This is a genomic window from Pseudomonas sp. P5_A12, from assembly GCF_056400685.1.
Window position 1 is genome coordinate 1 of the sequence record NZ_JBFUKU010000077.1, and the last position, 21,724, is coordinate 21,724.

At 60.5% G+C, this 21,724-nt stretch carries 17 protein-coding genes; 5 read left to right on the forward strand and 12 right to left on the reverse strand.

Going from position 1 to position 21,724, the window contains the following annotated elements; genetic code table 11:
• Window positions 1-213: 213 nt before the first annotated feature.
• Window positions 214-1,293: an HAD family hydrolase gene (locus AC1DSG_RS13120; protein ID WP_477791259.1), complete on the forward strand. Its 1,080-nt coding sequence runs from the start codon at window positions 214-216 to the stop codon at window positions 1,291-1,293.
• 56 nt (window positions 1,294-1,349) lie between these two features.
• On the opposite strand, the gene AC1DSG_RS13125 is transcribed toward AC1DSG_RS13120, so the two are convergent.
• From AC1DSG_RS13125 to AC1DSG_RS13150, 6 genes are read right to left on the reverse strand one after another with little or no spacing between them, the layout of a single operon-like run.
• Window positions 1,350-2,165, reverse strand: a complete 816-nt coding sequence (locus tag AC1DSG_RS13125) for a YfaP family protein (protein WP_477791260.1) — start codon at window positions 2,163-2,165, stop codon at window positions 1,350-1,352.
• 3 nt (window positions 2,166-2,168) lie between these two features.
• Window positions 2,169-3,788, reverse strand: coding sequence for a DUF2300 domain-containing protein (locus tag AC1DSG_RS13130; protein ID WP_477791261.1), 1,620 nt, complete (start codon window positions 3,786-3,788; stop codon window positions 2,169-2,171).
• Window position 3,789: 1 nt separating this feature from the next.
• Complete coding sequence (locus AC1DSG_RS13135) at window positions 3,790-8,355, reverse strand: alpha-2-macroglobulin family protein (RefSeq protein ID WP_477791273.1); 4,566 nt, start codon at window positions 8,353-8,355, stop codon at window positions 3,790-3,792.
• Window positions 8,352-9,002, reverse strand: a complete 651-nt coding sequence (locus AC1DSG_RS13140; protein ID WP_477791262.1) for a DUF1175 domain-containing protein — start codon at window positions 9,000-9,002, stop codon at window positions 8,352-8,354. Before AC1DSG_RS13140 ends, AC1DSG_RS13135 begins: the two co-directional genes overlap by 4 nt.
• Window positions 8,987-10,699 (reverse strand): DUF2138 domain-containing protein, encoded by a 1,713-nt coding sequence (locus AC1DSG_RS13145; protein ID WP_477791263.1) that lies wholly within the window; start codon window positions 10,697-10,699, stop codon window positions 8,987-8,989. The genes AC1DSG_RS13140 and AC1DSG_RS13145 overlap by 16 nt, the downstream gene beginning before the upstream one ends.
• A 36-nt stretch (window positions 10,700-10,735) precedes the next feature.
• Window positions 10,736-11,527 carry a YfaP family protein gene (locus tag AC1DSG_RS13150; RefSeq protein ID WP_477791264.1) on the reverse strand — a complete coding sequence of 264 codons (792 nt, stop codon included), beginning with the start codon at window positions 11,525-11,527 and terminating at the stop codon, window positions 10,736-10,738.
• Between the two features lie 512 nt (window positions 11,528-12,039).
• Between AC1DSG_RS13150 and AC1DSG_RS13155 the strand changes: the two genes are divergently transcribed.
• From AC1DSG_RS13155 to AC1DSG_RS13170, 4 genes are all read left to right on the forward strand, one after another.
• Entirely contained in the window at window positions 12,040-12,282 is a 243-nt protein-coding gene (locus AC1DSG_RS13155) for an exodeoxyribonuclease VII small subunit (RefSeq protein ID WP_056743654.1), read from the forward strand.
• Window positions 12,279-13,166 carry a (2E,6E)-farnesyl diphosphate synthase gene (gene ispA, locus AC1DSG_RS13160; protein ID WP_477791265.1) on the forward strand — a complete coding sequence of 296 codons (888 nt, stop codon included), beginning with the start codon at window positions 12,279-12,281 and terminating at the stop codon, window positions 13,164-13,166. The genes AC1DSG_RS13155 and ispA overlap by 4 nt, the downstream gene beginning before the upstream one ends.
• A gap of 92 nt (window positions 13,167-13,258) precedes the next feature.
• Complete coding sequence (gene dxs / locus AC1DSG_RS13165; protein WP_477791266.1) at window positions 13,259-15,157, forward strand: 1-deoxy-D-xylulose-5-phosphate synthase; 1,899 nt, start codon at window positions 13,259-13,261, stop codon at window positions 15,155-15,157.
• A 138-nt stretch (window positions 15,158-15,295) separates the two neighbouring features.
• Window positions 15,296-17,179, forward strand: coding sequence for a TonB-dependent receptor domain-containing protein (locus tag AC1DSG_RS13170; protein WP_477791267.1), 1,884 nt, complete (start codon window positions 15,296-15,298; stop codon window positions 17,177-17,179).
• 117 nt (window positions 17,180-17,296) lie between these two features.
• On the opposite strand, the gene AC1DSG_RS13175 is transcribed toward AC1DSG_RS13170, so the two are convergent.
• From AC1DSG_RS13175 to thiL, 6 genes are all read right to left on the reverse strand, one after another.
• A complete protein-coding gene (locus AC1DSG_RS13175) occupies window positions 17,297-18,097 on the reverse strand; it encodes a cobalamin-binding protein (RefSeq protein WP_477791268.1) in 801 nt (266 codons plus the stop codon).
• Window positions 18,097-18,516: an MFS transporter gene (locus AC1DSG_RS13180; protein ID WP_477791269.1), complete on the reverse strand. Its 420-nt coding sequence runs from the start codon at window positions 18,514-18,516 to the stop codon at window positions 18,097-18,099. Before AC1DSG_RS13180 ends, AC1DSG_RS13175 begins: the two co-directional genes overlap by 1 nt.
• Window positions 18,513-19,130 (reverse strand): GTP cyclohydrolase II, encoded by a 618-nt coding sequence (gene ribA, locus AC1DSG_RS13185; RefSeq protein ID WP_477791270.1) that lies wholly within the window; start codon window positions 19,128-19,130, stop codon window positions 18,513-18,515. Before ribA ends, AC1DSG_RS13180 begins: the two co-directional genes overlap by 4 nt.
• A 288-nt stretch (window positions 19,131-19,418) precedes the next feature.
• Window positions 19,419-20,153 (reverse strand): substrate-binding periplasmic protein, encoded by a 735-nt coding sequence (locus AC1DSG_RS13190; RefSeq protein ID WP_477791271.1) that lies wholly within the window; start codon window positions 20,151-20,153, stop codon window positions 19,419-19,421.
• Window positions 20,154-20,175: 22 nt separating this feature from the next.
• A complete protein-coding gene (locus tag AC1DSG_RS13195) occupies window positions 20,176-20,679 on the reverse strand; it encodes a phosphatidylglycerophosphatase A family protein (RefSeq protein ID WP_150782649.1) in 504 nt (167 codons plus the stop codon).
• Entirely contained in the window at window positions 20,676-21,641 is a 966-nt protein-coding gene (gene thiL / locus AC1DSG_RS13200; RefSeq protein ID WP_477791272.1) for a thiamine-phosphate kinase, read from the reverse strand. The genes AC1DSG_RS13195 and thiL overlap by 4 nt, the downstream gene beginning before the upstream one ends.
• Window positions 21,642-21,724 lie beyond the last annotated feature (83 nt).

Consider the following 21,724-nt stretch of genomic DNA (forward strand, 5'->3'; position numbering starts at 1 on the left):
CTCCATCGCCACTAACCTATCGCTGAGGTGCGTGGCGTCCAGACACCCGGTAAAACTAGCCTACAAACGGACAACAGGGAGGCGGAACCGGCCTGAATAGCAACTATTACCAAACCACCTACACTTGGTTCCCAACTGACTGCTGTAGTCATCGACAAAGTGAGCAGCCATGTATCCGCCAACGATTTACCAATCCAACCATGGGTAATCATCATGAAATTCATGATTTTGGTGCAGCGTACCTGGAGCTCCGTCATCTCTGCCAACCGCCCTGATGACCATGTCAGGCGACGTTTTGGTTCACCCCTTGCGGTACTTGGGCTAAGTTTGATTGCGTCGACGGCCGTGTTCGCTGCCGACCCGCTACCTTCCTGGAATGAAGGGCCGGCCAAGCAAGCCATCGTAGAATTCGTCAAGGCAACCACCCAGGAAGGCGGTGCTCAGTTCGTTGCGCCGGCCGAGCGCATCGCGACCTTCGACCAGGACGGCACCTTGTGGGTTGAACAGCCGGCCTATAGCCAATTGTTCTATTGCCTGAGTCGCGTGCCTGCCGCCGTCGAGGCAAAGCCCGAGTTGGCTCAGGTAGAACCCTTCAAGACAGTGCTCTCGGGGGACCGTTCCGCCATGGCGAAACTGACCCTTGACGATTTTCTTAAAATTGCCATGGTGACCCTGAGCGGCATGCCCACGGATGAGTTCAAGCAGCAAGTCCAGGACTGGCTGGCCAAAGCCCGTGACCCTCGCTGGAAGCGCCCTTTTACCGAGCTGACCTACAAGCCGATGAAGGAAGTCATGCAATACCTGCGTGACAATGGCTACAAAACCTACATCGTTACCGGCGGCGGTCAGGACTTCGTTCGCGCTTATGCCGAAGAGACCTATGGTGTGCCTCCCGAACAGGTTGTCGGCAGTGCCGGGGCCACCGAATATGGCTACGACAAAAGCGGTAAACCCGAGCTGATCAAGCTGCCCAAGATGCTGCTCAACGACAACGATGCGGGCAAGGCCGAGAACATTTACCTGATGGTCGGCCGCCAGCCTTACGCAGCCTTCGGCAACTCCACCGGTGACAAGCAAATGCTGGAGTACACCAAAGCCGGCAAAGGTGCGCGACTGGCGATGTTGGTGCTCCATGACGACGCCGATCGCGAGTACGCCTATGGTCCGGCGCAAGGATTGGCGGATTCCAAGGTGGGCACCTTTACCGAATCGTTGTTTAACCAAGCGAAAAATGAGGGCTGGACTGTGATCAGCATGAAAAAGGACTGGAAGAAGATTTTTGCATTCGAGTGAAATACAGCTGTTGTTGAATTTTTGGTTGTCCAGCAGCCCGCTGGACAATCACTTCTTCATGGATAACTGAACGATTTCACCAGTGTCAGTTCTCCCACAGCCCGCATCGGCACCAGAAACGTCTCCATCTTCTCGCTCGGCGTCCCTTCCTCGGTAATCACTGTTACCTGCGCCGTCGTCAGCGGTTGAACCGCGTACTCCTGCCCTTCTTCATCACTGCGATAGCCGCCGCCAAAGTAGTTCACATACACCAGATACTGCCCCTTGATCGGCGCAGGCATGGCGAAAATTTCCGGGCCATACCCGGTCGTCACATCAACATCCAGCGTCGCACCATTTGGCGCAACCCTGTCCCCGTACCAGATGTGCGCCCCCTCCGGCGTAATCAGGTGCAAGTCCAGATCCGTGTTGTCACTGTCCCACGACAACAACACCCGCAACTTGGCCGGCGTGGCACCACCACCGGAATTGAGAAACTGCGTGCGATGCCGTTGCTGGCCCTCAGGGCTGCGCACTTCAACGCTGTTACTGCCATTGGGAAACGAGAACGGGCGATCAAAGCGCCCTGCCGAGTCGATTTTCAGCGGCATGCTCACGCCGTTGACGATCAGGCGACCAGGATCCGCAGATTTGGGCGTGGATTTGATCTGACCGCTGATACGCGCAGTGTTGGCTTGGCCCGCAGGGGTGTTCACCGAGGAGGCCGGGTAGTTGACGATCTGGCGGAAGTTTTCGCCCTCACCTTCAGGCGTGCCAGTGCGCCAGCCACCGACGGGGGTGTCGAGTTTGACGGCTGCGTCGGTCGCAAAAATCGTCGGCAATGCGCAAAAAGAACAAAGGAACAGGATGACCTGTGGATAACGGAGTTTCATGGCCTATTCCAGCAAGAGGTGGCGGGCGAGCCCTTCGATGTAGGTTTCATCCTGGCCATTGGGGTGTGCTTCGAAGGCCAGGTGCAGGTATTCGTGGGTCAGGTCGAGGCGATCTTGTAGCGACAGCACGCCGCGCACGTAAATGCGTTGACGTTCGCGGTCGACGTAGGGACGACCGAAAGCCAAGCGGCAGACGGCGAAGGCGCTGACTTCGTTGTAGCCGACTTCGCTTTCGAGGCGTGGACGCCAGCCGCGGCGCTGGGTTTGCAGCCAATCTTGCGCGGCGGGCAGTGCTTCGCAGGAGGCGACGGGATTGTCCCAACGGCTGAGACTGGCGCGTGGGTAGGCGTGCAGCAGGATGGCGTCGTAACGCTGGCCGGCGTTGGCTTGTTCGATGGCTTGCTGCCAGGAGAGTTTGTCCGGGCCGGGTTGATCGGAGTGGTAGGTGACGGTGCTGCCGGCCAGCACGAGGTCGCTGGTCCAGGCGGCAATGTGGCGCGATTCGGGGGTGGCCGGGCGTGGGGCGACGCGTTGACGGCTGCTGCTGTCGTCGATGCTCAGGCAGTCGCCGTTGCGGGTGGCGTTTTGCAGCAGGTAGGTGCGGATGGCGATAGCCAGGGCTTTGGCCGCTTCAGCGGGCTCGGGTTTGGCTTCGCGCTGGAGGACGCGCGCGACGTATTCTTCGCGATCCAGTCGGGCGACGAGCTTGTCCTTAAACAAAAAGAGTTCGCCGTCGCTATGGATATCGAGTTGGTTGCCGTTGGTGAATTCGACGCGATAGTCGCCCTGCAATGGTCCGGAAGAAACAACACGATCTCCCGCCAGAACACGCTCGATCGGATAGCGAGAAAACAAACCGACTTCGACACAACGTCCCGTGTCTGAAAGCCCGTCAGTCGGCAACACCGATGCCAACGCAGCGCCATAGTGACGAAGCACCAGCTGACTGGTTCCGCGCCCACCAGCCCAGATGGGCGTGCCATCCGCCGTCCAACCGGCAAACCCACCCTGACGCGACGAGGGGTCCTGATCCCCCAGCCAGCTCCAGGTTTTCACCCGTAACCGGCCACCGAGTTCACCCACAACATTGCCATCAGCGGCATTGAGCACCACGTCCAGCAACACCCGCCGCGCCTGATCCTGCGCCGGCATCACCGCCAGCACCTTGAGCAACTCAGCGACGGAAACCCGCGTAGAGGGTTTTAATGAGGGCAAATCCAGCAACCACTCCGGTGCCTGTCGCGCTTGCCAATACGTGCGCCAGTCGGCGGCGGTGATGCCCAAACGAGCCGGTTCAAAGTACAAGCCGCACGATTTCACCAACGCCTGATCGCGCTCGATTTTGCCGCCGGCCGTGCAGCAATAAACTTCTTCTTTTGACTGCCCGCGACATTTATAAGGCGATTCTTCAGCGCCGGTATCCACCAGCCAAGCGTAAGCAAACAACTTCCACAAACTACCTAAAGGCGCCTGAAAATCAGCAGGCAACGGTTCGCGTGAAATCACCCGAGTCCGGTTCAACGACAGTAATTCACCCTTGAAACCCAGCCGCAGTGGTTCGTCCTGCGCTATCGCCAGCGCAGAAATCAAACACAGCAGCAGCCAGACCAGAGGCCGGGACATGTCAGTTGACCGTGACCTGGCCCAGGGCCGGCTTCTGTTCCTGCGCCTGATGTTGCGGCGCGTAGACTTGAGTGAACCGCACCGGCGGCAGATTGAACTGCCCCTTCTGCGAGAAGCGCACCAAATGACGCAAGCGCAACTCACCGCTCAAGGCATCGACCGGAATCGCATAAGCCATTTGCCCCGGCTCGAAACGCGCCTTCTCCAGCGCCGTCGGTTCGGTGCCAGCCTTGCCCATCAACTTGATGCCCCACGTCGTGCGCTCGACATCGGCGCCCGGCGGCAGCGGTACTTCGAGCATGCCGTAACGCAGCGGTTTCGCGGCTTTGCTGGTGATGATCACTTCGTCCAGATACAGGCTGTCGCTGGACAACGGCTGGGCGCCGACCGCTTCGAGTTTGAAGGTGAAGGCTTCGTCGCCTGGCACCAATCGAGACAAGCGACGAGTGATGGTCACGGCCATCGGATTGATTGCCGGTTGCTGGGTCTGGTAGCTCAACGCGGCACGCAATGGCCGTTCCTGCGTCCCGGTCAACGACAATACGGTCGGCACTGGCGAAGCACCCTGCCACGTCCAATACATCTCACCGGTATCACCGTGTTCTTTCTTCCAGCCTTCACGCGGCGCTAATGCGATGGTGGGCGAAGCCTGCTCGATGCTGCGTTGCAACCAGGTCAGCGCCAGGGCGCGCTCCAGTGTCGATTGCTGTGGCAACAACCGCTGCAGCAAGGCTTGCGCGCGGGCCTGATCGAAGGTTTGCAGCGAAAGGTTCAAGGCTTCGGCGAATGGCTGCGAACTGACCGCCAGACGCTGTTGCGCGTCCACTAGTTGACGATTGAAAGCGTCCGGCAGAGTGACCTTCGATTGCTTGGCCAACGAGGCAATTAACACACGTGCTGCCGCCAAGCCAAGCGCCGAATCCGGATCGCTCATGACGAGGCTGTCTTCACCGTCCTCCATCAGGTTTGCAGCGTTACCCTCGCCCGCTTTCGCCAGGTCGTGCATCAACCCACTGAGCAAAGTGTTCACAGGCAATTGCATCTGTTTGGCGAACGACAGGATCAGCGCGCGCTGCAACAACGGGGTGTTTTTGGCCTGCTTCGAATACACCTCCAGCACCCGCTGCCAATGCTCAGGCGGCAGGCTCAGATCCAGCACCTTGCTGGCGTTCCAGTCGGCGTAGTAAGCGTAAGCGGTGAGGAAGGCATCCGGCTCACCGTCCATGCCCCACCAAGTGAAGCTCGCGAAAGGCCCGGCCATTTGCACCAGTCGCAAGCGGCTGTTTTGCATGATCAGGCGCAAGCGATCACGGATTTGCGGGTTCGACGCCAAGGTTGGATACGCGATGCTCAGCGGCAGCAACCGACTGGCCGTTTGTTCAACGCCGCCGTACGGATAGCTCAACAGATCATCCAGCGCCGAACGGAACAGCGCTTGCGGACTGTCATCCAGACGCAGACGAATATCCGTCGCATCTACCGGCAAGTTCAGCGGCGTATCACCACTGGCCACGTCCAGACTTTGGCTTTGCGTGACCTGCCAACCTTCACCGGTGGCGGTCAGGCGCACGGCCAGCGCATCGGCAATTTTGCCGTCCTGCACCAGCTCCGCCGTCCACTCGCCAGTGGCCAAGACGAACGCCGGCAGCGGGATGTAATTGATGCCGTTGTTTAGGGTCACCGGCACACGCTGATCGGCACCGCCGTAATGAATTACCAACTCAGCCTTGACCGGTTGCTCGGCCTGGCTGAAGGCGAACACACCGAGACTCGGCTTATCGCCGCTACGGAATTTGGTCGGCCCGCTCCACTTCAGGTACAGCGGTTTTTCCGAACGCACGAACTGTTTTTTCTGCCCGACCTGACCGTCATCGGCGATGGCCCGGGCGGTGATGCGCCAGCGGGTCAGCGAGTCCGGCATCTTGAAGGTGAAGCGGGTTTTGCCATTGGCATCGGTGATCAACTCCGGTTGCCACGCGGCGGTGTCGACGTCTTCACGACGTGGCCGCTCCAGCACTTTCACACCGCGCTCGCTGCGGTTGGCTTTGCCCGGCGCGCCAGGGCTGCCCGGCAACGCCACGTCGTAGCTGATGAACGACAGACTGGCGCTGGTGCGCACGTTGTTGCGCCGTGGGTGGTAGAAGAACTGGTCGATGGTCGGCGCGACTTCCGGTTGCAGCGCGTAGACCATTTCGTCGACCACGCTGACCGTCAGGTGCGCCGGAATCGGCTTGCCGGCGAACTGCGTGGTGAGGTCGACCGACACGGTATCGCCCGGTTGGTACGCCTCTTTATCGGTGACGATGGCCACGTCAATTTGCGGCGCAATCACCTTGATGCCGGCGTTCTGAAAGCTGTACTGACCACCCTTGGTGTACAGCACGGAGAAGGTCAGGTTCGGCGCGAAATTGTCCTTCACCGGGATGCGCGCGCGGTATTGGGTGTCGCTGAGTTTTTCCATCTTCAGCCAGTCGCCGCCCTTGGACAGCAACGCCGTGGCCTCGACCTTGTCGCGCTCCAGCGACAGCAGCGCATCGCTGATCGGTTCCGGGAAAGTGATCAACGCCAAGGCTTCATCACCGGCCTTGTACTCGGGTTTATCGAGGACGATTTCCACGGTGCCCGGCACGGCTTTGACGCCATCGCCGGTGACCGAATGACCGGTCGCGCCAATCACGCGGCCATGGTCATCTTTCAACGTCAGGTTGTAAGTGCCCGGACGGTCGAAGGCCACGGTGAAGCCTTTGTCCTTCGCGGCAAGCTTGCCTTCACCAGTGCTCTGGTCTTCCAGACGCACCCAGCCGTAGCTGCTCGGCGTAACGGTTTTGCTCTGCTCGTTGGCGCCTTCGTTCTGATAGCTGAAGACAACCTTGTCGCCCACCGCACTGAACCGCTGCGGCGCACTCAATCTGAAACTCGCCGCACCACGATCGATGAGGATTTCCTTGGTGGTCTTGACCCGATACGCCGCGCCATCGCTAGCAAACACGGTGAGCATGTAACGGCTCGGTTTCTCGGCGGCCGGCAGGTCGAGGGTCGCGTTGCCCTTGGCGTCAGTGGTCAGTTCGGTGCTGGTCAACTCCACCGGGAATTGCCCGAGGTATTGCAGTTCGTTGTCGACCATCGACAGTTGCTGGGCGCGCAGGCTCAGGCTCAACTTGGCATTGGCCACCGGTTTACCGTCCGGGTACAGCAACACCAGGCTGCCCTTCACCGGTTCGCCGGTGCGGTAATCCTGCTTGGCCAGGTTCAGCGAGATTTCGAAGTGCGGCTTGATGTATTCAGCCACGCGGAACGCACTGCTGTAGGCCTGATCCTTGTAGCTGAAACGCAGTTCATAACCACCCGCCACCGCATTGTCCGGCAACTGGAAACGACCTTGGGTGCCCGCCTTGGAATCGAGTTTCAACGCCAGCGATTGCAGCGCCGTGCCTGTGGCATCGAGCACGGTCACGTTGACGTCTGCAGCGCTCGGCAACACCGAATCCCGCGCATTCTTGAACTCGCGCCCGACGATTTTCAGCGACACCCAATCCCCCGGCCGGTACAGCGGCCGGTCGGTGAAGGCGTAGAGTTTGGTGTCGTAGATTTCGCTGTCGTAATAGAAGTTCTCGGAGACAAACACCCCGCTTTCTTCGTCCTCGCCAATCACGAACGAACGCTCCGGGCTGACGTGTTTCAGACGCAGCAAACCATCGCTATCGGTGGCGCCGCTGCTCATCACGCCGAGGCCATCGGTCCACAGCACATTGACCTTCGGCACCGAACTGCCTTCGTGTTTGCGCGCGGCCCAGACCACCAGCTCATCACCGGCGATCTTGCTCACCGCCACGGTGTTCGAGACAAACACCATGGTCGTCGCGCGGTACTTGCCGATCAGCGCCTCCACCAGGTACAGCCCCGGTTTCAGGTTGCCCAGCGGGATGTACACATTGCCCGGCGCGACGCTGACGAACTCGCTGGAAGAACCAGCCAGATTCACACCCTCAGGCGGCTGGATCGGTTTGGCTTGCCACAGCGGATAGCGGAATTGACTGACCACCGGCAGGCCCGGAATCAGTGCGAATTGCGGTTGGGCGTCGTAAGGCGTTGGCGCGGCAATTGCGGTGCCCATCTTCAGTTCCGGCACTGCCTCGGTGACTTGTTGGCGGGACTCGTAGGAAAACGCCCGCTGCATCACGCGACGGGATTTTCGGTACCAGTTGTCCCACAGGTACGCGAGGGTATTCGACAGGCCTTCGCCCTTGAACTGACCGTCACTGACGACGCGGTGCAGGTTCTTCTGGCGCTTGAGGAAATCCAGCGGCTTGTCGATGCGGTACACACGAATGTCGGCGCCGCCATATGGTTCCATGCGGAACCGGCGATAGTCACGACCCGGCGCTTCGAGGCGCACCATCGCCTGTTCGTCGCTGGCGAAACTGCTGTCGGCCAGCAGGAAAAAGCTTTCACCGGCCACCGGCGTATAGCCGCTCGGCTCGACGGTGTCTTCGGCGTTGACCGCCGAAAAAGGCAGCACCAAAACCAACAGCAAAGGCAGGAAACGCAACATGCGGGCACCGATCATTGGGAGAGAAAGTTCAGTCGATAGACGCCGATGAAGTTGGGGTTGGCTGCGTCGGGTATCCATCGGGTGTCCTTCCATGTCATGAGTTGCTGCAGGCTTGCCGAACGCATGCCGTTGTCAGTGGGGGTAGTGCTGCCGGTGTGATAGGCGACGTAGCGGCCCATCCAGATCATCAGGTGCTGGTCGTCGCCCTGATCGAAAAACATCAGGTCGCCGGGCCGCGCTTGCGCTACGTCTCGACTCACCAGATGGCTGTTGAACTGAATCAGTTTGATCGCATTCACGTACGGCCCGACCTTGCCGCCGCCCTGCTGCCATTGCTGGGAGAGGCGGCGTTGGGCTTCGCTTAATTGCAGTTCCGGCGGCAGGTAGCGATTGGACAGGCCGTTGCTGCGCAGCCATTTGTCGTCATGGAATTTCAGCGCTTCGTTGGCGGCGAAGCGCACCAGTCCCGCGCAGTCCTGCTGATACCAGCGCGGACTCGGGCCTTGGGTCAGTTGTTCCTGGGCGATACGCACGAACCAGGCGCGAAACACCTGGGATTGCTGCACGTCGAGCGGTGGCGCCTCAGTGGCGACTGCGAGACTACCCAGCAGCATGACCAGCAAACCGAGGCCTCGGATGAGTGCGGTCACAGGGCTTTCCATTCCAGCGGCAGCCATTGCCAGTGGCCGTCGGGCTCGCTGCCTTCGGGCAAGGTCAGGGCATACTTGCCGTAACCGCCGAGCTTGCGCAATTTCGGGATCAGGTAGGTTTGCGCGGCGTTGTAAAACACCGGTTCCATGTCCTGCGGCAGGCTGTCGAGGGTTTCCTGTTGCATCAGTTGCGCCATGGACTCCGGGCCGAAGTAGAACGGCATCAGCAGGTCTTTGGGCACCACGTCGGCCATCGGCGGGAAGCGTTTGTCGAGGGTGCCGAGGGCCTTGTCCAAGAGTTTGTCGTCGAGGGAGAACAGCAGCGTCGAGCCGTGACGGGCCAGGCTGACTTTCATGAAGGCCTTGCCGGAGATGGCGTCCGGATCTTCAGCCTCCTTGGCTTTGTAGGGGCCGAAGTTGGAGCTGACCTGACGCTGCCATTGGTGGGTTGGACCTTCCTGCTTCTCGACCACCGGGAACGCGTGTTCTTCGACATTGGGCTCAAAGGCGCCGACCATCGAGCCGAACAGATTGCCCAGATCGCCGTCGAGTTTGGCGCTGTCATCGTCGTTCAGGTTGGCCACCAGCAACGGTGTATAGAGACGCGAATCGGCGTACCAGCACAAGCCCGCCGYGCCGGCCATGTGTTCGGTCAACGCCTGCGCCACCGGCTCTTCGGCGCCGAGTTTTACCAGCAGCGGTTTCTGTTGTTCGGCGGCGAGCGGCAAGGCGACGCAGGCACTGGCGCCCATCGGCATGGCTTGCCAGATCGGTTTGAAATCGAAGTCCGGCTGATCGTCCAGTTCATCCATGGCGAGGAAGCTGTGCCAGCCTTTGTCATCCATATCGAAACGCAGCCCGGCGAAGTTAGGGATGAAACGCTGGTACCCCATGGCCAGAACGCTGGAGTTCACCGAGAGACGTTGTTTCACTTCCGGTGTACGCGGTAGCAGGCCGAACGCTTCGGGGAATAGTTTGTCGCCGTTCAGCAGTGCCGCCAGCGCCAGGGTCGAAACGCTACCCGGACGTTCATCCGGGCCGTTGCTCGGGTCGTAAAGTTTGGAAGGATTGGACAGCACCACCAGTTTGTCGCCATGGGAAGCGAAGACCAGCGCTTTGCCGTAGTTGTAGGTGAGCTGATAAAGCGCCACGTCGTCGGCGCCGACTTTCACATCACTGAGTCTGGTCAGCTGCGAATCGTCCAGCGCCACTTTCGCCAGCGGCTCCAGCACCTTGGCCAACCCGCCGCGATCCATCACCAACAGGAAATCCTTGAGCCGGCCATCCGCCCCGCGCCACAGCGCCACGTCGGCCGGTTGATCGAACAGCTGCTCAATCAGGCTGTCCTGCAATTTCAGGTCATGCTCGTAAATGATCCGCCGCAGACTGCCGATCAAGCCGAGGCGATCGACATGGGCTTCGTAATAGAAGACGAAATCTTCGGTGAGGGTTTCCTTGAGGAATGGTACCGCCAGCAAGTCCTTGGGTAACTGGCTCAAGGAGTGGGTTTCGAGCAGACCGTCGGGCCGGCTCATGCCCAGTTTGTCGCTGACCAACTCCGCCGGTGGCGCCTTGGGCTTGTGCATGAACCACCCCAACCCGCCCGCCAAGCCGGCCACCAGGCACAGCCCGACCAGTAGCGCCGGCCAACGGCGGGGAGCTTTGGCAGCAGGTGCGTCAGCGGCCGGGGAAACAGTCTTTTCGCTCATGTTCACAACGCCCAATTCATCCGTGGTGCGGGATGCTTAATAGTTGAAAGTCTTGACCAGCTGCAGGTCACCGATCGCGCGCAGGGGCACGATGAAGGTCTCGCGTTTTTCGTCGACGGTGTTTTCGTTGAGCACCAGATTGATTTGCGAGGTGATGACCTCGTTCTGGTTGCTGGCCTCCTCGAAGTTATAGCCGCCGCTGCCGAAGTTGCCCCAATAGTTCACGTAAACCAGATAGGTGCCGTGCAGTGGCGCGGTCATGGTGAACATTTCGGGGCCGGGGCCATCGACGCCGTCCGGGTCCAGGCCACCGCCGTTGGTCAGCGCCGAGTGAGCCCAAAACGCATGCTGGCCGTCAGGAGTAATGATGTGCAGATCGAGTTCGGCTTTCGGGTCGTCCCAACCCAGCACCACGCGAATCCGTGCCGGCGTGCGCAGGTTGTTGGCTTCATAGAATTGAACACGCTTGAGCGACTGGCCTTCGGCACTGCGCACTTCGACGCTGTTGGAGCYCGCGCCAAACGCATATGGTCGGGCGAATCGCCCTTGGTCGTCGGTGTACAGATTCAGTGGATTGCCGTTGACCGCCAGCGTGTGCGGCCCGCGTTGAGTGCCGATGGACTTGAGGTGGCCCTCGATCATCGTGCGATTACGCTGCACACCCCGATCGATGGGCGGCGTGGGATAGGCAACTTGCGGGTTTTCGCTGCGGTCGAGCAGACCGTTAAAGCGCCAGCCGCCGAGCGGTTCCGAGAGCTCAGCCGTCGGTTCGGCCCAGGCAGCGGTCGCGCAGACCAGTCCCATCGCCAGCAATAGAAATGAACGCATGTGATGCCTCCTGCCATGCATAACGAAACCTTGCGCCCGATCCTCGGCGCGTTACAGACCCAAAAGCTGCGTTTCGTCAGAAAGACCCGGTGACTGATGGGTCTTGGAAGGGGCGAAGGGTAGCTATTTGGCAGATTTTTAACAATCGGATCCATTTTGATTTGCGGTGGGAGTCACGAACATTTGAGTCAGTGAGCCGAATAGCGGCCTTATTCGGCTCACAATATGAGCCGAATAAGCTCTGAGTTCAGCCGAACTGCAATCTGTAGCAGCTGGCGAAGCCTGCGTTCGGCTGCGTAGCAGTCGTCAATCCTGCTTGCACGGTATGCCTGATAGACCGCAAGTACTGGTTTTACGACTGCTACGCAGCCGAACGCAGGCTTCGCCAGCTGCTACAACGGATGCGTCGCTGCTGAAACGGTTGTCGCCGGCCGAAACACCCTGCCCATTTGCCCATAACCCCCATGTCTGCTAGTGTCGCGCCGGTTTAACGTCAACCGGAAATCGCCGCCATGGCCCGCAAAAAAGCTGCACTGGATTTCGAACAATCGCTCGCTGACCTGCAAACGCTGGTGGAGCGTCTGGAGAACGGCGAACTGTCGCTGGAAGATTCGCTGACGGCTTTCGAGCAAGGCATCGGTCTGACTCGCGATTGCCAGGCGGCGCTGGCCCAGGCCGAGCAGAAGGTTCAAGTGCTGCTCGAGCGTGATGGCGAGTTGGCCGAGGAACCCTTCGAAGCGGATCAGCCAGAATGATTTCAGCGTATTCGGCGACCAGCCAGGCCCGCGTCAACACGGCGCTGGAAACCCTGTTCAACGCACCGAGTCCTGAACTTGCCCGTCTCTATGAAGCCATGCGCTACAGCGTGATGAATGGCGGCAAGCGCGTACGTCCATTGCTGGCTTATGCGGCCTGCGAAGCGTTGGGCGGCAAGGCTGAGCAAGCCAACGGCGCGGCCTGCGCGGTGGAGCTGATTCACGCCTATTCCCTGGTACACGACGATTTGCCGGCCATGGACGATGACGACCTGCGGCGCGGCCAGCCGACGACTCACAAGAAATTTGATGAAGCCTGCGCAATTCTTGCCGGCGACGGCTTGCAGAGCCTGGCGTTCAGCGCCCTGCTCGACCCGCGCCTGAACGGAGCGGACGCCGAGATCCGATTGCAGATGGTCAGCGCCTTGGCCGTCGCGGCAGGCCCGGCGGGGATGGTCGGCGGTCAAGCCATCGACCTCGGCTCGGTCGGCCTGAAGCTCGATCAAACAGCCCTTGAGTACATGCACCGGCACAAGACCGGCGCGCTGATTGAAGTCAGCGTCAAACTCGGCGCCCTGGCCAGCGGCCACGCAGAAGAGGACGAGCTGAAAGCCTTGCAGACCTATGCCCAGGCCATTGGTCTGGCGTTTCAGGTGCAGGACGACATTCTCGACGTTGAAAGCGATACCGAAACCCTCGGTAAACGCCAGGGCGCCGACATCGCTCGCGACAAGCCAACCTACCCGGCGCTGCTCGGCCTCGACGCGGCCAAGGCGTATGCCTTGGAACTGCGCGATCAAGCCCTGCACGCGCTGCGACAGTTTGACGCGGCCGCCGAGCCCTTGCGCGATCTGGCCCGCTACATCGTCGACCGGCGTAGCTGACAGCGTATCAGCCAAGTTAAGAGCAACGCGTGGGCAGGGGGCGATGCATCAGGTAAACTGCCGCATCTTTTATACCTATAACGATTCGCCTGATGCCCACGACGTTTCATGAGATTCCCCGCAAGCGCCCGACCACGCCCCTGCTCGACCGTGCCAACACGCCGGACGGCCTGCGCCGGTTAGGCGAAGCCGAGCTGGAAACCCTGGCCGATGAGTTGCGCCTGGAATTGCTCTACACGGTCGGTCAGACCGGTGGGCATTTCGGTGCAGGCCTGGGCGTCATCGAACTGACCATCGCGTTGCATTACGTCTTCGACACCCCGGACGACCGGCTGGTGTGGGACGTGGGTCATCAGGCTTATCCACACAAAATCCTCACCGGCCGTCGCGAGCGCATGGCCACACTGCGCCAGAAGGACGGCGTTGCGGCGTTCCCGCGCCGTTCCGAGAGCGAGTACGACACCTTTGGCGTCGGCCACTCCAGCACCTCGATAAGCGCAGCGCTGGGCATGGCCATTGCCGCCCGCCTGCAGAACAGTGATCGCAAGGCCATTGCCGTGATCGGCGATGGCGCGCTGACCGCCGGCATGGCGTTCGAGGCGTTGAACCACGCGCCGGAAGTGAACGCCAACATGTTGGTGATCCTCAACGACAACGACATGTCGATCTCGCGCAATGTCGGCGGACTATCGAATTACCTGGCGAAAATCCTTTCCAGCCGCACTTACGCGAGCATGCGCGAGGGCAGCAAAAAGGTCCTGTCGCGCCTGCCCGGCGCCTGGGAAATTGCCCGTCGTACCGAAGAATACGCAAAAGGCATGCTGGTTCCCGGCACGCTGTTCGAAGAGTTGGGCTGGAACTACATCGGCCCTATCGACGGCCACGACCTGCCGACCCTGATCGCCACCTTGCGCAACATGCGCGATCTCAAAGGCCCGCAGTTCCTGCACGTCGTCACCAAGAAAGGCAAGGGCTTCGCCCCGGCCGAAGTCGACCCGATCGGCTACCACGCCATCACTAAACTTGAACCGCTGGACGCACCGGCCGCTGCGCCGAAGAAAGCCGGCGGGCCGAAGTATTCCGGTGTATTCGGTGAGTGGCTGTGCGACATGGCCGCTGCTGATCCGCGTTTGGTGGGTATCACCCCCGCCATGAAGGAAGGCTCCGACCTGGTGGCGTTCAGCGAGCGCTTCCCGCTGCGCTACTTCGACGTGGCGATTGCCGAGCAACACGCCGTGACCCTCGCTGCCGGCATGGCGTGCGAAGGCGCTAAACCGGTGGTGGCGATCTATTCGACGTTCCTGCAACGCGGTTACGACCAGCTTGTGCATGATGTGGCGGTGCAAAACCTCGACGTGTTATTCGCCATCGACCGCGCCGGCCTGGTGGGCGAAGACGGCCCGACTCACGCGGGTAGCTTCGACCTGTCGTTCCTGCGCTGCATCCCCGGCATGCTGGTGATGACCCCGAGCGACGAAAACGAACTGCGTAAAATGCTCACCACCGGCCACCTCTACAACGGCCCGGCGGCGGTGCGTTACCCTCGTGGTTCGGGTCCGAATGCGACCATCGAGAAAGACCTGCAACCGATTGAAATAGGCAAAGGCATTGTTCGTCGTCAGGGCAGCAAAGTCGCCTTGCTGGTGTTCGGTGTGCAACTGGCCGAAGCACTCAAAGTCGCCGAAACACTGGATGCGACAGTGGTCGACATGCGTTTCGTCAAACCGCTGGATGAAGCATTGGTTCGCGAAATCGCCGGCAGCCACGAGCTGCTGGTAACCGTCGAAGAAAACGCAATCATGGGCGGTGCCGGCGGTGCGGTCAGCGAATTCCTCGCCCGCGAAAATATCCTCAAGTCGGTATTGCACCTGGGCTTGCCGGACCTCTACGTCGAACACGCCAAGCCTGCGCAGATGCTGGCCGAGTGCGGGCTGGACGAGGCCGGGATAGAAGCCTCTATTCGCGAGCGCCTGCAACTGCTGAACCTCTAAACGCATCCCCTGTGGGAGCGAGCCTGCTCGCGATAGCGGACTGCCAGTCAACAATTCTTTGACTGACACACCGTCATCGCGAGCAGGCTCGCTCCCACATTTGATTTGTGCTTACCCCGAAATACCACGGACTGCCCGATGAAACTCTCCCCCCTCGCCCTGACGCTGACCCTGCTGCCGGCCGGTCAACTGCTGGCCGACACCTTCGAACGCGATCAAGCGTTGAAACTGCCCGATGTGTTGATCACCGCCAACCGCCAGGTCGAAGCGCGCAACGACAGCAGTGCCGCCAATACAGTGTTCACCCGCGAAGACATCGACCGTCTGCAACCGTACAGCATCACCGATTTGCTCAAACGGGTACCTGGCGTGCAAGTGGCACAAACCGGCGGGCTCGGCAGTCTGCCGGGGGTTTACATTCGCGGCACCCAGTCGGCGCAAAGCCTGGTGCTGGTGGATGGTCAGCGCATCGGCAATTCGACCTCGGGCGACAGCAACCTGCAACACATCAACATCGAGCAGGTCGAGCGCGTGGAAGTGCTGCGCGGCTCCCGCTCGGTGCTTTATGGCAGTGACGCCATTGGCGGGGTGATTCAAATCTTCACCCGACGCGGCGGCGAACAAGGCCTGCAACCGCGGATGCACGTGGGATTTGGCAGCAACCAGACTTGGGAACGCAGCCTCGGTCTGTCCGGTGGCGATGAGAAAACCCGCTTCAATCTCGGCGCCAGCCTCAATGAAACCGCCGGGATCAATCGCACGCACGAGTCATATCCCAGCGACAGCGATCATGATGAGTACCGCAATCAATCGGTCAGTTTCAGCCTGAGCCACGCGCTCACCGACGACCTGGAAATCGGCGCCAATGTGCTGGATAACCGAGGCAAAAGCGAGTTCGACAACCCGTTTGGTCGCTTTGACCTGAACACTTTCGAGTCAGTCCAGCAGCAGCCTTACAGCGATTTCGAGGTGAGCAGCGTCAGCAGTTACGTCGACGCACGGGTTAACAATGCCTGGAAGACCCGCGTCGAATTCGGCCACAGCGAAAACCGCGAGAAGACCCTCGACAAGCTCAGCGATGAGCGCAGCGTCTTCAACACCTACCGCGACTCGGTGAACTGGCAAAACGACCTGACGCTCACCGAGCGCAACAGCCTGATCCTGGGCGGTGACTGGTACGAAGACCGGATCAACAGCAGCACGCCCTTCGACGAAGACAGCCGCTGGAACCGTGCCGCCTTTGTTCAGCATCACTTTCAGGCAGACAGTTTCTCCACCGAACTGGGCCTGCGCCGCGACCAGAACCAGCAGTTTGGCGGCCAGAACAGCTGGAGCGGTACCTTCACCCTGCCGCTGAACCCTGACAACGTTGTGCTGCTTACGTACAGCGAAGGCTTTCGTGCGCCGACGTTCAATGACTTGTACTACCCGGATTTCAGCAACCCGGATTTGAAACCCGAAACGTCGAAAAACTATGAGCTGCAATGGCGCAGCCAGCTGACAGAAACCAGTCGCCTGGAAACTTCGCTGTATCGCATCGATCTTGAAGACGCGATTATTTTCGGCAGTAACTCGCAGCCAGAGAACGTGGCCTCGGCGCGGATCAATGGCTTCGAAGCAGCGCTGAAACAGGAAATGTTCGGCTGGCAGAGCAACCTTGGTATAGCGTTCATCGACCCGCGCGACCGCGATACCGGCCACACCCTCGCCCGTCGTGCACGACGTACGTTGAGCCTGGATCTGGATCGACAATTTGATCGCCTGGGCCTCGGCGCCAGTTGGCTAGCGGTCAGCAGTAGCTATGACGACTTGAACAATCAACAGTCGTTGGGTGGCTACGGCTTGTTAGGGTTGCGCAGCAGCTGGGAACTCAATCGTGAAATCAAGTTTGAGATGAAGCTCGATAACCTGCTGGATAAAAGCTATAGCCGGGCGATGTACAGCCATGAAGACAGTCAGTTTGGGTATCGTGAGGAAGGTCGGGCGTGGTTGTTTGGGGTGACCTGGACACCCGAGATCTGACCTGAAGTCAGCTGTGTCTAGGCGGACCTCATCGCAGGCAAGCCCGCTCCCACTTGATCTGAGAACGGCACAAAACCCTGTGGGAGCGGGCTTGCCCGCGATGAATGCACCTCGGTCTCACCGGTCCGGCGCAATGACCCGGCACAACTTGGCCGTCGCCTCGACCATCTGCCCACTCGGCCGCTCCAACCCTATATCCGTCACCAACAGCAATTGCCCATGCGCCACTGCCGCCACCTGCGGCCAGGCCTTCCACGCATCGAGCTGGGCCTGATCACTGGCCAGAATCACCTCGGGATTTCGTTGCAATACCGCCTCGACACTGACCTGCGGCGCGGGCAGCGTCAGGTCGGCAAACACGTTACTCGCCCCACACACCTCTAGCGCGTCACTGATGATCTGCCCGCCACCCACGGTGTACAGCGGTCGATCCCAGACCTGATAAAACATCCGCAATGGCTCATCCCGTCGATAACGCTGACGCAGGGTATCCAGCTTTTGGCGCAGGTCGGCAGCCAACTTTACGCCCCGTTCGGGCCGGCCGAGCTGCATGGCAATCGCTTCCATTTGCGCAGCGAGTTGGTCGAGCGTGTGAGGTTCGGCGACGTAGGTGGGGATGTTCAGCCGCTTGAGCTGTTCACGCTGGGCCGGGCCAACACTGCCCGGCCAGAGCAGCAGCAAATCGGGTTGGAGACTGAGCAAGCGCTCCATGTCCAACTGACCGTAGCGGCCAACCGAAGGAAGGTGTTCAAGCTCGGCAGGACGCTCACCGGCATCCAGCACACCCACCAGCAGGTCGGCTGAACCCAGTTCGACCACGATTTCAGAGAGGGACGGCGCCAGGCTGACAACCCGCCCGACGGCAACCGCCGAGCCGCTGACGGCCAGCAGCAGAACCGCCAGCCAGGCTCGAAGCATCAACCGAGTTGACGCGGGATACGGTAGAGGTAGAACAGCACCACGGTCGACAGCGCCAGCAGCATCAACGGCACCGCCTCGAGGCCAACGAACACCGCCAACGCACCAATCCAGGCAGGCAATGCAGCCGCCAGGAACGCGCTACGCCGCTTGGCGGCCAGGGCGATCCAGGCGGCGGGTTCCTCAGGCGTGTCGAGGGCTTTTTGGGTGGCGATCAGGGCGTGTTTGTAGCCGCCAAAAAACTTCAGGCTTACAAACATCGAGGCCACACCGACGATGAACAACGGCATCGCCAGCACCGGCAGAATCGCATCGCTCTGGCCAAATACACCGTTGATCACCAACAGAGGCAACAACGCCAGTGCCAGGTACTGCCCCCAATTGAACGACAAACGCCGTCGAATCTGACCGCGAGTCACGCCCGATCCGCCTCGCCCTGATGCTCGTTGCCCATCATGTGGTCGAGCTTGCTGGCCTTGGTGGCCAGATAGAGTTTGTTGTGCGGGTTGTGGCCGGTGTGCAGCGGCACGCGCTCGGCGACCACGATGCCCATGTCGGTCAAGGCTTTGACCTTGCGCGGGTTGTTGGTCATCAGACGCAGGGATTTCACGCCCAGGTGCTCAAGCATCGGCAGGCATATAGCGTAATCACGCTGGTCGGCAGCGAAGCCCAGGCGCTCGTTGGCCTCAACGGTGTCAGCACCGCCGTCCTGCAATTCATAGGCGCGGATCTTGTTCAGCAGGCCAATGCCACGGCCTTCCTGACGCAAGTACAGCAACACGCCACGGCCTTCACGGGCAATGGCTTGCAAGGCGGCTTCAAGTTGCGAGCCGCAGTCACAGCGCTGGCTGAACAAGGCATCACCCGTCAGACATTCGGAGTGCAACCGGCCGAGTACCGGGGCACCGTCGGCAAACTCACCCAGGCTCAGCACCACGTGCTCGCGGCCGGTGGCTTCATCGAGAAAGCCGTGCATGGTGAATAGCGCAAAAGGCGTTGGCAGCTTGGAAGCGGCGACAAAAACGACAGGCACCGGTGTGCTCCTGATCAATAAGTGCTGGAGATTCGCAGACGCGGCATTGTAACAGCAGGTTCCTACGGACGCTTAGGCTGAATTATGGTGCATAACGATCAAAAAGTTAGATCTCAGGCGCCTGACGCCCGGTGTGCGCACACTCTGTAGCAGCTGGCGAAGCCTGCGTCCGGCGGCGAAGCCGTCGTGAAACCTGTCCACTCGATCAGTCTGATACACCGTGCTGCCTGAATTTACGACGGCTTCGCCGCCGGACGCAGGCTTCGCCAGCTGCTACACGGTTAGTGTTCAGTTCGCGTCGAACGGGTAAGGCTGTTTCCAGCGCTCGAAGATCGGTTTCAGTGCGCCGCTTTTCACCAGCAGATCCATGCGCTGGTCGAACAACGCCATCAACTTCCGAGCCTCGGGTGTATTGGCGAAGCACAGGTACAGCGGCAGTTCAGCGATATGCGTACGGCGGTACTGGGAAGGATCCTTGGCCCGTTTGACGATGTAATCGATCTCGGTCAGCGCATCGATGTAAAAGTCGGCGCGGTTGTGGGTCAGCATCGACAAAATGCCGGTGCGCCGCACGACCTCGTTATAGCGCTGCACATTGGGCAGGTACTTCTGGTACTCGTAACCGCGGACCCAGGCCAGCCGATAGTTGCCGAGGGTCTCCAGGCTCGCTGCAGGATTACTGGTCAGGCCCAGGGCGTAGATGTGATCGGTATCGTAATTCCAGCGTGGATAAAGCACATCGCTGGCCTCGTCATGGTAAGAACCGACACAGGCATCCACTTCACCGCGCTGGGCCAGGCCCACGGCGCGGGTGTAAGGTTCGGTGCGCAAGTCCAGCTTGACCCCGGCCGGCTCGAAGACAGCCCGCAACACATCCCAGCCCAGGCCATGCCCGTCAGCGGCGGTGTAGTCTTCCCATTCTTCGCTGGCCAGATGAATCACAGACGGCGTCGGCGCGGCATCCCCCGCCTGGGCGAGTGAGTAAAACATTGCAAAAAAAACCGCCAACCAGCGCCGAGCCATCCAAGTCCCCTTGCTTCGCCCGTCAGGCGAAAATCCATACCAGTCCTTGCATTGCCAACCACGCAAATACGCCTGCCAACACGTCGTCGAGCATGATCCCGACGCCGCCATGCACATGCCGGTCGATCCAGTGAATCGGCCAGGGCTTGAGAATGTCGAAGAAGCGGAACATCAAGAAACCCGCCAACAACCAGTACCAACCTTCCGGTACCAGCCACAGGGTGATCCACATTCCGACCATCTCGTCCCAGACAATGCCCTCGTGGTCGTGCACGCGCAAATCATCGGCCACTTTGCCGCACAGCCAGAAGCCGAACAACATGGTGATACCGAGCATCAGCCAGTAACCCCAGTCGGGCAGCATTTGCCACAACGGGATAAAGGGTAGCGCAACTAACGAACCCCAGGTGCCCGGTGCTTTTGGCAGGGTGCCCGAGCCGAAGCCGAACGCCAGAAAATGCCAGGGATTGCGCCAGACCGACGGCGGTACGAATTCCGCCGGGACCTGTTTGGGATGATCTGTCACGGTGTCTCCCGAAAATGTTGATAGCCCCGGGTTTTCGGGGTGATGTCTTGCCCATCGGCATCCAGCAGTGCCACGCCCTGCCCCGTCACCACACGCCCGACCACATGGATCGGCCAGCCGTCGGCCAGCAACGAAGAAATCTCGACGGACGGTAAGGTGAAGGCCAGCAYGTAATCATCGCCACCGCTCAAGGCTGCCATTTCGGCATCCGTTTGACCGAGGAATGCCACTAACGCCGCCGACACGGGTAGCTTACTCCGCTCCACCTGAATACCGACCTGCGACGCCAGCGCGATGTGGCCGCAGTCGGCGAGCAAGCCGTCGGAGATGTCCAGCGCCGAGGTCGCCTTGCCACGCAATGCCTGGCCCAACGCCAATTGCGGCTGCGGTGACCAGTAATGCGCCAGCAGCGGCTCGGCAACGGCTGCGTCAGCGGTTCGCTGACCCAACACCAGTGGCAAAGCCCCCGCCGCGTTGCCCAGTTCACCGCCAACGCAAAGCAAGTCGCCGGGTTGCGCGCCGCTACGGGTCAGCGCTTTGCCGGCCGGCACACGACCGAACACGGTCATGGTCAGGCTCAGCGGTCCCCGGGTGGTATCGCCGCCTACCAGCGCCACACCGCAGCGTTGTGCCATGAGGTTCAAACCACGGGCATAGGCCTCTAGCCAATCGGTAGTCACCGCCGGCAAGGTCAGGGCAAGGGTAAAGGCAATGGGGGTGGCGCCCATGGCGGCCAGATCGCTGACGGCTACAGCCAGCGAGCGCTGACCGAGCAGAAACGGGTCGCAGGGGTCTGCGAAATGCACACCGGCAACCAGCGTGTCGGTGGAAATGGCCAACTGCTCCCCGGGGGGAACAGCCAGCAAGGCGCAGTCATCGCCGATCCCGAGGGCAACGCCTTCGCCGCCTTGCGCACAGGGCGCGGCGGCGAAGAAGTTGCGGATCAGCTCAAACTCGCCCATTGGGTGTCCTGTCTCACCAATACTGTTCATTTTTTAGCGGCGTCTGGTGTCGCCATACTGCGTTGCCGCGCCTCGCCATAGCC